This window comes from Burkholderia sp. MSMB1589WGS (assembly GCF_001636105.1).
Lineage (GTDB): Bacteria > Pseudomonadota > Gammaproteobacteria > Burkholderiales > Burkholderiaceae > Burkholderia > Burkholderia humptydooensis.
On record NZ_LNJT01000007.1, the window covers coordinates 488559 to 502385 of the forward strand.

10 protein-coding genes are annotated in these 13827 nt (G+C 69.8%); 5 read left to right on the top strand and 5 right to left on the bottom strand.

Features of this window, described 5'->3' with window-relative positions; translation table 11 throughout:
* Positions 1-34: 34 nt before the first annotated feature.
* From def to WT16_RS10205, 5 genes are all read right to left on the bottom strand, one after another.
* Complete coding sequence (gene def / locus WT16_RS10185) at positions 35-565, bottom strand: peptide deformylase (RefSeq protein WP_006026057.1); 531 nt, start codon at positions 563-565, stop codon at positions 35-37.
* Positions 562-2637 (bottom strand): NAD-dependent DNA ligase LigA, encoded by a 2076-nt coding sequence (ligA, locus tag WT16_RS10190; RefSeq protein WP_015601699.1) that lies wholly within the window; start codon positions 2635-2637, stop codon positions 562-564. The genes def and ligA overlap by 4 nt, the downstream gene beginning before the upstream one ends.
* A gap of 249 nt (positions 2638-2886) precedes the next feature.
* The gene (locus WT16_RS10195; RefSeq protein WP_063533259.1) at positions 2887-4170 is read right to left on the bottom strand and encodes a cell division protein ZipA C-terminal FtsZ-binding domain-containing protein; all 1284 of its coding nucleotides are present in this window, start codon (positions 4168-4170) and stop codon (positions 2887-2889) included.
* An 82-nt stretch (positions 4171-4252) separates the two neighbouring features.
* Entirely contained in the window at positions 4253-7765 is a 3513-nt protein-coding gene (gene smc / locus WT16_RS10200; protein ID WP_063533831.1) for a chromosome segregation protein SMC, read from the bottom strand.
* A gap of 148 nt (positions 7766-7913) precedes the next feature.
* Positions 7914-8861: a DMT family transporter gene (locus tag WT16_RS10205; RefSeq protein WP_063533260.1), complete on the bottom strand. Its 948-nt coding sequence runs from the start codon at positions 8859-8861 to the stop codon at positions 7914-7916.
* 249 nt (positions 8862-9110) lie between these two features.
* Between WT16_RS10205 and dapC the strand changes: the two genes are divergently transcribed.
* The 5 genes from dapC to prmB all read left to right on the top strand — a co-directional run bounded on the left by dapC (position 9111) and on the right by prmB (position 13774).
* On the top strand, positions 9111-10358 hold the full coding sequence (gene dapC / locus WT16_RS10210; RefSeq protein ID WP_197486465.1) for a succinyldiaminopimelate transaminase: 1248 nt from the start codon (positions 9111-9113) through the stop codon (positions 10356-10358).
* Between the two features lie 64 nt (positions 10359-10422).
* Positions 10423-11250 (top strand): 2,3,4,5-tetrahydropyridine-2,6-dicarboxylate N-succinyltransferase, encoded by an 828-nt coding sequence (dapD, locus tag WT16_RS10215; protein ID WP_006026051.1) that lies wholly within the window; start codon positions 10423-10425, stop codon positions 11248-11250.
* Positions 11250-11624, top strand: coding sequence for an ArsC family reductase (locus WT16_RS10220; RefSeq protein ID WP_063533262.1), 375 nt, complete (start codon positions 11250-11252; stop codon positions 11622-11624). The genes dapD and WT16_RS10220 overlap by 1 nt, the downstream gene beginning before the upstream one ends.
* Positions 11625-11697: 73 nt before the next feature.
* Positions 11698-12837, top strand: a complete 1140-nt coding sequence (gene dapE / locus WT16_RS10225; protein ID WP_063533263.1) for a succinyl-diaminopimelate desuccinylase — start codon at positions 11698-11700, stop codon at positions 12835-12837.
* A 13-nt stretch (positions 12838-12850) separates the two neighbouring features.
* Positions 12851-13774 (top strand): 50S ribosomal protein L3 N(5)-glutamine methyltransferase, encoded by a 924-nt coding sequence (prmB, locus tag WT16_RS10230; RefSeq protein WP_063533264.1) that lies wholly within the window; start codon positions 12851-12853, stop codon positions 13772-13774.
* The last annotated feature ends 53 nt before the right edge of the window (positions 13775-13827 follow it).

A 13827-nucleotide genomic window follows, 5' to 3' on the forward strand; every position in this document is an offset into this window, starting at 1 on the left:
CCGCGAGCGGCGCCGTCGCTCGCCGCTTCGCCGGTCAGTCGGCTTGCGCGTCGAGCCCCGGGAACAGCACGTCGGTGTAGCCGAACTTCGAGAAATCGGTGATCCGCATCGGATAGAGCTTGCCGATCAGATGATCGTACTCGTGCTGGACGACCCGCGCGTGGAACCCCTCCGCGATCCGCTCGAGCTTCGCGCCGTACTGGTCGAAGCCGCTGTAGCGCACGCGCCGGTAGCGGCTCACGACGCCGCGCAGCCCCGGCACCGACAGGCAGCCCTCCCAGCCCTCCTCCATGTCGGGCGGCAGATACTCGACGCCTGGATTGACGAGCACGGTCTCCGGCACGGGCGGCGCCTCCGGGTAGCGCTCGCTGTTGCCAAAGCCGAAGATGATCACCTGCAGCCCGACGCCGATCTGCGGCGCGGCGAGCCCCGCGCCGTTCGCGTGATGCATCGTCTCGAACATGTCCGCGACGAGCGCGTGCAGCTCCGGCGTGTTGAACGTCTCGACCGGCCGGGCAACTTCCAGCAGACGCGGATCGCCCATCTTCAGAATCTCGCGAATCATCGCGCGTGGCCCTCCAGGAGTTTGTGCATGCCTGCTTCGTCCAGCACCGGAATGCCGAGTTCCTCGGCTTTCGCGAGCTTGCTGCCCGCGTCGGCGCCCGCGACGACGTAATCGGTTTTCTTCGACACCGAGCCCGCCACCTTCGCGCCCGCCGCCTCGAGCATCTCCTTCGCGGCGTCGCGCGTGAGCGTCGGCAGCGTGCCCGTGAGCACGACGGTCTTGCCCGCGAGCACGCCTTGCGGCGCGCGCGGCGCGGGCGGCCCTTCGGGCCACCTGACCTTGCCCTTCGCGCGCAGTTGCTCGATCACCGTGCGATTGTGCTCCTCGGCGAAGAACTGATGGATCGATTCGGCGACGATCGGCCCGACGTCGTTGACTTCGAGCAACTCGTCGATCGACGCGTCCATGACCGGATCGAGCGAGCCGAAGTGCTTCGCGAGATCCTTCGCCGTCGATTCGCCGACGTGCCGGATGCCGAGCGCGTAAATGAAGCGCGCGAGCGTCGTGTGCTTCGCCTTCTCGAGCGAGTCGATCAGGTTCTGCGCGGATTTCTCCGCGAAGCGATCGAGCTCGACGAGCGTCGAGAAGCCGAGATTGAACAGATCGGCCGGCGTGCGCACGAGGTTCTGCTCGACGAGCTGATCGATGATCTTCTCGCCGAGCCCGTCGATGTCGAGCGCGCGGCGCTGCGCGAAGTGCCAGAGCGCCTGCTTGCGCTGCGCGGGGCAGAACAGCCCGCCCGTGCAGCGCGCGATCGCCTCGTCGGGCAATCGCTCGATCCGCGATCCGCATTCCGGGCACTCGGTCGGCATCACGAACTCGCGCGCATCGGCGGGACGCCGGTCGAGCACGGCCGACACCACTTCCGGAATCACGTCGCCCGCGCGGCGCACGATGACCGTGTCGCCGATCCGGATGTCCTTGCGGCGCACCTCGTCCTCGTTGTGCAGCGTCGCGTTCGTGACGGTCGCGCCGCCGACGAACACGGGCTCGAGCCGCGCGACCGGCGTGATCGCGCCCGTGCGGCCGACCTGCACGTCGATCGCGACGAGCTTCGTGAGCGCCTCCTGCGCGGGGAACTTGTGCGCGAGCGCGAAGCGCGGCGCGCGCGACACGAAGCCGAGCCGATCCTGCTCGTCGCGGCGGTTCACCTTGTAGACGACGCCGTCGATGTCGTACGGCAGCGATTCGCGCCGCTCGCCCACCGAATGGAAGAATCCGAGCAGGCCCGCCGCGCCGCGCACGACCGCGCGCTCGCGGTTCACCGGCAGGCCGAGCGTCTCGTACCAGTCGAGCAGGCCGCTGTGCGTGCCGGGCATCTCGACGCCGTCGAGCACGCCGATCCCGTATGCGAAAAACGACAGCGGCCGCGACGCGGTGATCTTCGAATCGAGCTGCCGCAGGCTGCCCGCCGCCGCGTTGCGCGGATTCGCGAACTCGCGCTGGCCCGCCGCGCGCTGGCGCTCGTTCAGGCGCGCGAAATCGCGCTTGAACATCAGCACTTCGCCGCGCACGTCGAGCATGCGCGGCACATGCCTGCCCTTGAGCGTCAGCGGAATCGAGCGGACCGTGCGGATGTTCTCGGTGACGTCTTCGCCCGTCGTGCCGTCGCCGCGCGTCGATGCCTGCACGAAGCGGCCGCCCTCGTAGCGCAGCGAGATCGCCAGGCCGTCGAACTTCAGCTCGCACGCGTATTCGACGGGCTCGGTCACGGTGCCGGCGAGGTCGGTCGCCTTGTCGAGGCCGTCGGCGACGCGCTTGTCGAATGCGACGACGTCGTCGTCGGAAAAGCCGTTGTTGAGCGACAGCATCGGCGTGTCGTGGACGACCGGCGTGAAGCCGCCCGCGACTTCGCCGCCGACGCGCTGCGTCGGCGAATCGGGCGTGACGAGATCGGGGTGCTCGGCCTCGATCTGCTGGAGTTCGACGAAGAGGCGATCGTACTCGGCGTCGGGCAGGTCCGGCTGATCGAGCACGTAATACGCGTAGTTCGCCCGCTCGAGCTCGGCGCGCAGCCACGCGGCGCGCTTCGCCGGCTGGCTGGCGGGCGGTTCAACAGGGGATCGGGCCATGCTGGCGGCACTTTCTCGTGAGGATAATCAGGCGACGATTATCTCAGTTCCGAGCCCGTTTCGGCATCGGCTGGATGGCCGAACGAGTGCGGAAATCGCCTGCGTCCGACGGTTCGGATGATGCGGTGCGGCAACGCGATCACCAGCCGCGATCACCAAGCCGCCATCGGCAGCCGCGACCGCCATCGCCCGCGCGAGGCGCGCCGGCCGCGCTGCGCCGCAGCGAAAACCGCAGCACCCGGCTTGTTCCTACTGACTGAACAGCCGCCGCGTGACGGGCGAGCCGGCCGGAATCCCCGCCTCCTCGAGCCGCGCGTACAGCTTCATCAGTTGCTGCTCGATTGCGAGCAGCGTCGATTCGGGCAGCGGCCGGCGCTGGTCGTCGACGACGCGCGCGCCGATCCGCTCGGACAGCGATTTCGCGTAGTCGCACATCAGCCTGAACGGCAGAATGTCCTCGTCGGCGACGGGCACGTCGAGCACGAGCGTGATCAGATTGCCGCCCTTGTACGTGAGATCGTCGCGCAGGAAATTCGTGTCGCCGAACTGCAGCATGAACACGGGATTCTGCTTCGCGTCGAGCTTCACGAAACGCGTGCCGTCGCGCGACAGCAAGAGCCCGTCCTGCGACGCAACCGCCTGCACGTAGTTCGCCGACCACGGCGCGCCGTCCGACATCACGTTGATCGACAGTTGCGCGTCGCATTGCGCGGCGAAACCGTCGAGTTCGCGCGCCATCGACACCGTTTCCATCATGTCCGGGAATTCCGGCGCGCCGTCGATCGCGTCCGCGAACTGCTGGACGCCCGTCACGAATTCGGAGAACTCGAGCTCGTTGAGCGGGCCGCTGCGGTTCGCGAGCTGCGCGGCCGCGCGCAGCTCTTCGTAGCGCACGCCGTTTTGCAGCAGCTCCCATGCGTCGCCGCCATCCGGCTTGCCCTCGATGTGCACCGGCTTGCTGCCCGCGCGGCGCAGCCGCTGCGCGGCGGGCAGGATCTTGTCGCCCGCAAGCGGGCTCGCGAGGCGGATCGGCACGATGCAGTCGATCCGGCGGTCGACGATCGCGGGCGGCGCCGCGGAAATCGTCGTCGCGGCGGGCAGCACCGGTTCGACCGGCTCGTCGCGCGCCGAATCGGGCGCGGCGGCCGCTTCGTCGCCATGCGCTGTTTCGACGGCGGGCTCGACCGCGCCATTCGCGGCAGTCGCCTCGGCCTGCAGGTCGGCCGGCGTATCGGCGGGGGCCACGCCGCCGCCGAACGTCGGCTCGACGCGCGCTGCGTCGCCGCTTCGCGCGCCCGACGCGCTGCCCGCCGCGCCGCCCGCCACGGCCTCGCGACGCGCCGGCTGCCGCACCGGCTCGATGAAGGGCGCGTCCTCGTCGCGCTCGTGCCGCGCGGCGGCCTCGGCCGCCTCCGTCGGCATCGGGCGCGGCATCCGCCGGCGCACCTTCGCGCCCTGCCACGCGTTGTAGACCACGACGCCGCCCACCACGACGGCGCCCGCGCCGATCAACCCGAGTGTCAACTCGTCCATGCAAGCTCCATCCAATTCTTTTTCATCGGACTCGCGGGCGGGCGCCGATGCGCCGCGCGCCCGCGGGGCCATTCGTCAAACGTCAATTCTGGGCAAAACCCGCGGCCGTTTCCATGTCGACCGCGACGATCCGCGACACGCCCTGCTCCTGCATCGTCACGCCGATCAGTTGCTGCGCCATCTCCATCGCGATCTTGTTGTGCGAGATGAAGAGGAACTGCGTCTTGTCCGACATCGCGCGCACGAGATTCGCGAAGCGCTCGGTGTTCGCGTCGTCGAGCGGCGCGTCGACCTCGTCGAGCAGACAGAACGGCGCCGGATTCAACTGGAACATCGCGAACACGAGCGCGGTCGCCGTCAGCGCCTTCTCGCCGCCCGACAGCAGGTGGATCGTCGCGTTCTTCTTGCCGGGCGGCTGCGCCATCACCTGCACGCCGGCGTCGAGAATCTCGTCGCCCGTCATGATGAGCTTCGCCTGGCCGCCGCCGAACAGGCGCGGGAACAGATCGCTGAAATGGCGGTTCACTTCGTCGAAGGTCGCCTGCAAGAGCGCGCGCGTTTCCTGGTCGATCTTGCGGATCGCGTCCTCGAGCGTCTCGATCGCGTTCGTCAGGTCGGCCGATTGCGCGTCGAGGAACACCTTGCGCTCGCTCGCGGCCGCGAGCTCCTCCAGCGCCGCCATGTTGACGGGGCCGAGCGCGTTGATCGCATTATTGATCCGCGTGACCTCGCCCTGCAGGTACGACGGCTTCATGTCCGGCGCGAGCTTTTCCCTGAGCGCCGCCTCGTCGACCTCGGCCGCCGCGAGCTGCTCGGCGAACTGCTCGCCTGTCATGCGCGCCGCCTGCTCCTTCAGTTGCAGCTCGGTGATGCGCTCGCGCAGCGGCTGCAGCGAGCGCTCGGCCGCGAGCCGCGTCTCGTCGGCCGCGCGCAGCTTCGCGGTGAGATCGTCGAGCTCCGCGCGCGCGGCGCCGAGCGCCCGCTCCTTCGCCGCGCGCACTTCGAGCGCGTCCTGCAGGCCGGTGTGCGCGGTCTGCTCGTTGATCGTCTCGAGCTCCGCGCGCGCGTCCTCGAGCGACGCCGCGACGCGCTCCGCCTGCTCGTGCGCGACCTGGATCGAGCGCTTCAGTTCGTCGATCCGGTTCGCGGACTGACGCGCGGCGAAGCGCGCGTCGGTAGCCGCACGCTCGCGCTCGCGCGCTTCCTGGCGCGCGTTCGTCAGCGTCTCGTCGAGCGACTCGAACGCGAGCTGGTTGTCCTCGAAGCGCGCCTGCAGCTCGGCGAGCTCGGCGTCGTGGCGCTCGAAGTTCGCCTCCGATTCCGCGCGCAGCGCGCGCTGCTCCTCGATCTGCGCGCCGATCTCCTCGAGCTCCTCGCGGATCTGCGTGCTGCGCTGCGTGTAGCGCTCGTGCGCCTGCGCGAGCTTGAGCACGTCCATTTGCAGCGCGTGCACGCGCTGCGTCGCGCGCTCGGCCTGCGCGCGCACTTCGGTCAGCGCCTGCGACGCCTGCGTGTGCGCCGCTTCCGCGCGGACCGCCGCCGCCTTCGCTTCGTCGGACAGCAGCGCCTGCGCGCGCACCTGGCGCGCCAGGTTCTCGATTTCCTGCGCGCGCGCGAGCATCCCCGCCTGCTCGGAATCGGCCGCGTAGAGCTGCACGCCCGAGCGCGTGACGACGTGGCCCGCCTTCACGACGAACGCGCCGCCCTGCGGCAGTTGCGTGCGCGCGGCGAGCGCCTGCGCGAGGTCGTCGGCGACGAACACCGTGCCGAGCCAGTCGTTGAGCACCGCGCGCAGGCCCGCGTCGTCGATCCGCACGAGCGGCAGCAGCGGGCGCAGCGCGCCCGGCGCGGCGAGCGGCTCGCCTGCGGCGGGCGGCGCGTAGAACGCGAGCTTCGCGGGCGGCGCGTCGGTCGCGAACGCCTTCACCCAGTCGAGATTCGACACTTCGAGCGCCGCGAGCCGCTCGCGCAGCACCGCTTCGAGCGCGGTTTCCCAGCCGGCCTCGACGTGCAGCTTCTTCCACAGACGCGGCAGCGCGCCGAGCTCGTGCTTGTCGAGCCACGGCTGGATCTTGCCTTCCGTCTGCACGTTTTCCTGCAGTTGCCTGAGCGCGGCGAGGCGCGCTTCGAGCTGATGAATCTGCGCGCTCTCGGCCTGCACGCGCTCGTGCGCCGCGCGACGCTCCGCGTCGAGGCGCGGCAGCGTCTCCTGCGCGTCGGCGAGGCGCGCCTGCGCTTCGGCCAGAATCTCCTCGTGCTCGGTGAGCTGCATCCGCAGCTCCTCGAGCTGCGCCTCGTCCGGCGCGTCGAGGCCGCCCGCTTCGGCCTTCAGGCGCTCGTGGCGCTGCTGAAGCTGTTGCAGTTGCTGATCGGCGTTGCGCTGGTGCGCGGCTTCGAGCTTGAGCGCCTGCTCGGTCTGCGCGATCCGGCCGCGCTCGTCGTTCAGGCCCGCCTGCGCATCGCGCCAGCGCGCCTCGAGCGCGGGCAGCGCGTCGTGCTTCGCGGCCGCGTCGTCCTCGGCGGTCGCCGCCTTTTCGTCGGCGACCGCGCGCGCCTCTTCGGCCTCTTCGAGGTCGCCCTGCGCCTTGTCCGCCTGCGCGCGCCACTGCTCCTGCTGCGCGACGAGCGCGGCGATCTGCGACTGCACGCGGTTGCGCGATTCGACGATGAACTTGATCTCCGCCTCGAGCCGGCTCACCTCGGCGTTCGCCTCGTAGAGCGCGCCCTGCGCGCCCTGCATCGCGTCGCTCGCCGAATAGTGCGCGACGCGCAGCGTCTCGAGCTGCGCCTCGACTTCGCGCAGCTTCGCGGTCTGCGCGTCGAGCTCGAGCTGCGCTTCGCCGATCGCGCGGCGCTGCCTGTCCTGCTCGGCGGCCGCCTCGTTCTTGCGCAGCAGCCACAGCAGGCGCTGCTTCTCGTCGCCGTCGGCGACGAGCTCCTTGTACTTCGTCGCGACGACGGCCTGCGCCTCGAGCTTCTCGAGATTCGAGCCGAGCTCGCGGACGATGTCCTCGACGCGCGTCAGGTTCTCGCGCGTGTCGTGCAGCCGGTTCTCGGTCTCGCGGCGGCGCTCCTTGTACTTCGACACGCCCGCCGCCTCTTCGAGGAACACGCGCAGCTCCTCGGGCTTCGCCTCGATGATCCGCGCGATCATCCCCTGCCCGATGATCGCGTACGCGCGCGGCCCGAGGCCCGTGCCGAGGAAGATGTCCTGGATGTCGCGGCGGCGCGCGGGCAGGTTGTTGATGTAGTAGCTCGACGTGCCGTCGCGCGTGAGCACGCGCTTCACGGCGATCTCGCCGTACTGGCCCCACTGGCCGGCCGCGCGGCCGTCGGAGTTGTCGAAGATCAGCTCGACGCTCGCCCGGCTGCCGGGCTTGCGGGCCGTCGAGCCGTTGAAGATCACGTCCTGCATCGACTCGCCGCGCAGCTCGGACGCGCGCGACTCGCCGAGCACCCAGCGCACGGCGTCGATGATGTTGGACTTGCCGCACCCGTTCGGGCCCACCACGCCGACCAGTTGACCTGGAACCTGGAAGTGCGTGGGATCGACGAAAGATTTGAAGCCAGCGAGTTTGATCGAGCTCAGACGCACGGCGGTATCGGTGGTAAAGAGTGTGAAACGGTTCGGAGCCTGCGTTGCGCGCCGCGATTCGGCCAAAAGGCCCGCGCGCGCGCCGCACGCCCAAGATTCGAAAAACGGGGCCGTGCTGTCAAGCAGCCGGCCCCGCGGATGGGGCCAATCATACCATCGCGCGCGCGCCGTCCCGCGGCTCGCGCGGCTCGTCGCCCGCCGGGCGGGCCCGATGCACGCGGCTCGACAGCAGGGTCGCCACAACGATGCACAGGCCGCCCGACCATTCGCGCGCGCTCGGCACTTCGTTGGCAAAAAGCCACGCCGACAACGCGGTGATAACAATCTCGAACAGCATGATGATCGACGCGCGGTTCGCCGGCACGCGCGCGAGGCCGTGCTGGACGAGCATGTTGTTCGCCGCGACCGTCACGCCGATCCCGACGACGAGAAGCGCCGCACGGCCGAGCTCGCCGCCCGCGGGCAACGGCGGCAGCCCCTCGACGAACGACGCGGCGACGCCCATCGCGGCCGCGCCGGCGAACAGCGTCGCCGTGCGCATCTCGGGCTTCATCTGCGGCAGCTCGCGGCTCGCCTTGACGACGAGCACGTTGCTCATCGCGAAGCTCATCCCGGCCGCGAGCCCCGCCCATTCGGCCGGGTTCGACGGCAGCGGCACGCCGAGCCGCGGCGACCACAGCATCAGCACCGCGCCGCCGAGCGACAGCGCGGCGAGCGCCGCGCCCGCCGCGTTCAGCCGCTCGCGCAGGATGACGTGCGCGTAGATCGCGGTCCACGCGGGCGTCAGATAGAAAAGCAGCATCACGCGCAACACTTCGCCGTGAATCGTGCCCCAGACGAAGCCGAGATTCGTCACGCCCGCGGCGACGCCCAACGCGGGCAGCAGCCAATGCCGGCGCACGGTCGCGATCGACTTGCGCCGCACGATCAGCACGAACGCACACGCGACGACGCTCGTCGCCGCGCTCGCCGCCGTGCCCGTCACGCCGAGCGCCGCGAGCAGGCGCAACGGATACCAGATCAGGCCCCATACCGACGCCCCGACCAGAATCGCGAGCGTCGGCCAGCGGGCGCTCCGTCGTTCATTCGCTTGCAAACCGAACCTCTATTTTTTTCCTTCCCCGGACGGCGTCGCGGCGCGCGCCCCGCGCGTTCCGCCGTCCGATGTCACGCTATAATCGAGCGCCGTCGCCGCGCCCACCAGGCCGGCACGCGCCGGCACGCCGGCATCCCGCGCCGCGATCCGCCGCGCCCGGCGGCGCCAGCCGCGCCGCCGCTTCGCGCCCGTTTCGCTTAAACCGGCCCATCCGATCGGCCATCTACCGGCTCCGTGAGCCACACGCCCGTGAATCCTCGTCTCGACACGCTGCAGCCCTACCCGTTCGAAAAGCTCCGCGCGCTCTTTGCCGGCGTGACGCCGAGCGCGCATCTGTCGCCGATCAGCTTCGGCATCGGCGAGCCGAAGCACGCGACGCCCGCGCTGATCCGCGACGCCGCGGCCGCCGCGCTCGACGGCCTCGCGTCGTATCCGGCGACGGCGGGCACCGACGCGCTGCGCGAGGCGCTCGCGCGCTGGCTCGAGCGGCGCTACGGGCTGCCGGCGATCGACGCGGCGACGCAGGTGCTCGCCGCGTCGGGCTCGCGCGAGGCGCTCTTCTCGCTCGCGCAGGCAGTGATCGATTCGAGCCCGTGCGGGAACGGTGAAAGGCCAAGCGATGAAAGCCAAAGCGGCGAAAGGCCGATCGTACTCTGTCCGAATCCTTTCTATCAAATCTACGAAGGCGCGGCGCTCCTCGCGGGCGCCGAGCCGTACTTCGTCAACAGCGACCCGGCGCGCAACTTCGCGCCCGACTATTCGGTCGTGCCGGCCGGCGTGTGGGCGCGCACGCAGCTCGTCTACGTGTGCTCGCCGGGCAACCCGACGGGCGCCGTGCTGACGCTCGACGACTGGCGCGAGCTCTTCGCGCTGTCGGACGAGCACGGCTTCGTGATCGCGTCGGACGAATGCTATTCGGAGATCTACTTCGACGAGGCGACGCCGCCGTTGGGCGGCCTCGAGGCGGCGCACAAGCTGGGCCGCGGGTTCGAGCGCCTCGTGATGCTGTCGAGCCTGTCGAAGCGCTCGAACGTGCCGGGCATGCGCTCGGGCTTCGTCGCGGGCGACGCGGCGCTCCTCAAGCGCTTCCTGCTGTACCGCACCTATCACGGCGCGGCGCTGTCGCCCGTCTGGCAAAAGGCGAGCATCGCCGCGTGGGGCGACGAGGCGCATGTGCGCGAGAACCGCGCGCTCTACGCGCAGAAATTCGCCATCGTCACGCCGATGCTCGCCGGCGCCGTCGACGTGCGCCTGCCCGACGCCGCGTTCTACCTGTGGGCGAACGTTGCGCGAACCGGCCTGTCGGACACCGAGTTCGCCCGGCGCCTCTACGCCGACTATAATGTGACGGTCCTGCCCGGCTCGTATCTCGCCCGCGACGCACACGGCGCGAATCCCGGCCGCGACTTCGTCCGGATCGCGCTCGTCGCCGGCACGGCCGAATGCGTCGAAGGCGCGCAGCGCATCGTCGACTTCTGCCGCGGCCTCGCCCGCTGAACGCGCGCCGCGTGCCAAAGCGCCCCCGATTCATCCATCATCCACGTCCAGCATAGCCACGAACATGTCGCAACAACTTCAGCAAATCATCGATAACGCCTGGGAAAACCGCGCCGAGCTGTCGCCGAAGGCCGCGTCCGCGGAAATCCGCGAAGCCGTCGCGCACGCGATCGAGCAGCTCGACCGCGGCGCGCTGCGCGTCGCCGAGAAGATCGACGGCGCATGGACCGTGCACCAGTGGCTGAAGAAGGCCGTGCTGCTGTCGTTCCGCCTGGAGGACAACGCGCCGATGCCGGCGGGAGGCTACACGCAGTTCTATGACAAGGTGCCGTCGAAGTTCGCGAACTACACCGCCGAAGATTTCGCCGCGGGCGGCTTTCGCGTCGTGCCGCCCGCGATCGCGCGCCGCGGCTCGTTCATCGCGAAGAACGTCGTGCTGATGCCGTCGTACACGAACATCGGCGCATACGTCGACGAAGGCACGATGGTCGACACCTGGGCGACGGTCGGCTCGTGCGCGCAGATCGGCAAGAACGTGCACCTGTCGGGCGGCGTCGGCATCGGCGGCGTGCTCGAGCCGCTGCAGGCGAACCCCGTCATCATCGAGGACAACTGCTTCATCGGCGCGCGCTCGGAAGTCGTCGAAGGCGTGATCGTCGAGGAGAACTCGGTGATCTCGATGGGCGTGTACCTCGGCCAGAGCACGAAGATCTACGATCGCGAGACGGGCGAAGTGACGTACGGCCGCATTCCGGCCGGCTCGGTCGTCGTCGCGGGCAACCTGCCGTCGAAGGACGGCGCGTACAGCCTGTACTGCGCGGTGATCGTGAAGAAGGTCGACGCGAAGACGCGCGCGAAGGTCGGCCTGAACGAACTGCTGCGGGGCGACTGATGGCGGGCGCGAAAGCCGCGGCCGGCACCGTCGTCTACGGGATACCGAACTGCGACACCGTGAAGAAGGCCCGCACATGGCTCGAATCGCACGGCGTCGAGTTCGCGTTCCACGATTTCAAGAAGGCGGGCGTGAGCGCGCCGCTCGTCGAGGGCTGGCTCGCGGACGTGCCGCTCGCGGCGCTCGTCAACCGGCGCGGCACCACGTGGCGCGCGCTCACCGACGAGCAGAAGGCCGCAGCCGAATCCGAGGCGGGCGCGATCGCGCTGATGATCGACAAGCCCTCGGTGATCAAGCGGCCCGTCGTCGTCGTCGACGGCCGCGTGAAGGCCCTCGGCTTCTCGGCCGACGGGTACGCGGGGCTTTTCGCCTGAGCCCCGGGCGCCGCCGCCCCCAACATGCTGCCGGCCGTCGCGCCGGCATTTTTTATCGAAAGTGGTCCGAAACATGTCCGCCACCCTTGCCCTCACCGAACAGTTGATCGCGCGCGCGTCCGTCACGCCCGACGATCAGCACTGCCAGCAGTTGATGATCGAGCGCCTCGCCGCGCTCGGCTTCGAGTGCGAAACGATCGCGTCGCACGGCGTGACGAACTTCTGGGCCGTCAAGCGCGGCGCGGCCGGCCGCGAAGGCAAGCTGCTCGCGTTCGCGGGCCATACCGACGTCGTGCCGACCGGCCCGCTCGAGCAGTGGAGCTCGCCGCCCTTCGTGCCGACGCACCGCGACGGCAAGCTGTACGGGCGCGGCGCGGCCGACATGAAGAGCTCGCTCGCGGGCTTCGTCGTCGCGGCCGAGGAGTTCGTCGCCGCGCATCCGCAGCATCGCGGCTCGATCGGCTTTCTGATCACGAGCGACGAGGAAGGCCCGGCGACCGACGGCACCGTGAAGGTCGTCGAAGCGCTCGCCGCGCGCGGCGAGCGGCTCGACTACTGCATCGTCGGCGAGCCGACGTCGACGGCGACGCTCGGCGACGTCGTGAAGAACGGCCGGCGCGGCTCGATGTCGGGCGAGCTCATCGTCAAGGGCGTGCAGGGCCACATCGCGTATCCGCATCTCGCGAAGAATCCGATCCACCTGCTCGCGCCGGCACTCGCCGAGCTCGCGGCCGAGCAATGGGACGCGGGCAACGAATACTTCCCGCCGACCACCTGGCAGGTGTCGAACCTGCGCGCGGGCACCGGCGCGACGAACGTGATTCCGGGCCACGCGGATCTGATGTTCAACTTCCGTTTCTCGACGGCGAGCACGGTCGAGAGCCTGCAGGCGCGCGTGCACGCGATCCTCGACAAGCACGGGCTCGACTACGAGCTGAACTGGTCGGTGAGCGGCCTGCCGTTCCTCACGCCGCGCGGCGAGCTGTCGAACGCGCTCGACGCGGCGATCCACGCGGAAACCGGCCTCTCGCCCGAGCTGTCGACGACGGGCGGCACGTCGGACGGCCGCTTCATCGCGCGCATCTGCCCGCAGGTGATCGAGTTCGGCCCGCCGAACGCGAGCATCCACAAGATCGACGAGCACATCGAAGTGCGCTTCGTCGATCCGCTGAAGAACGTGTACCGCCGCGTGCTCGAACAACTGATCGCTTGACGAAGGCCGCCCGATGACGACATCCCCCTCCCCGTTCAAGACCGTCCGCGACCTCGTGCGCTACGCGGTGTCGCGCTTCTCGCAGGCGAAGCTCGCGTTCGGCCACGGCTCGGACAACGCGTTCGACGAAGCGGTCTATCTCGTGCTGCACACGCTGCATCTGCCGCTCGACACGCTCGAGCCGTTCCTCGACGCGCGCCTCGCGCCCGACGAGATCGACGCGGTGCTCGCCGTGATCGAGCGCCGCGCGACCGAGCGCGTGCCCGCCGCGTATCTCACGCACGAAGCGTGGATGCACGGCCATCGCTTTTACGTCGACGAGCGCGTGATCGTCCCGCGCTCGTTCATCGGCGAGCTGCTCGACGACGGCCTGCAGCCGTATGTCGAGGACCCCGAACTGGTCGGCTCGGTGCTCGAGCTGTGCACGGGCTCCGGCTGCCTCGCGATCCTCGCCGCGCTCGCATTCCCGAACGCGAGCGTCGACGCAGTCGACCTGTCGGCCGACGCGCTCGAAGTCGCGAAGATCAATCGCGACGACTACGGGCTCGACGAGCGGATCGCGCTGTACCACGGCGACCTGTACGCGCCGCTGCCGCAGTTCAAGTGGATCGATCCCGCGCAGCGCTACGACGCGATCATCACGAACCCGCCGTACGTGAACTCGGATTCGATGGCCGAGCTGCCGGCCGAGTACCGGCACGAGCCGGAAATGGCGCTGGCGGGCGGCGCGGACGGAATGGACATCGTGCGCCGCATCGTCGGCGAAGCGCGCCGCTGGCTGAAGGACGACGGCGTGCTCGTCGTCGAGATCGGCAACGAGCGCGCGAACGTCGAGGCGGCGTTCGGCGGCCTCGATCTCGTCTGGCTGCCGACGAGCGCGGGCGACGACAGCGTGTTCCTGATCCACGCGGGCGACCTGCCCGCCGTCGCCGGCTGAAGCGGACCGGCATGTCCGGCTCATACGGAGTGACCGCTTGCGCGCACGCTTCG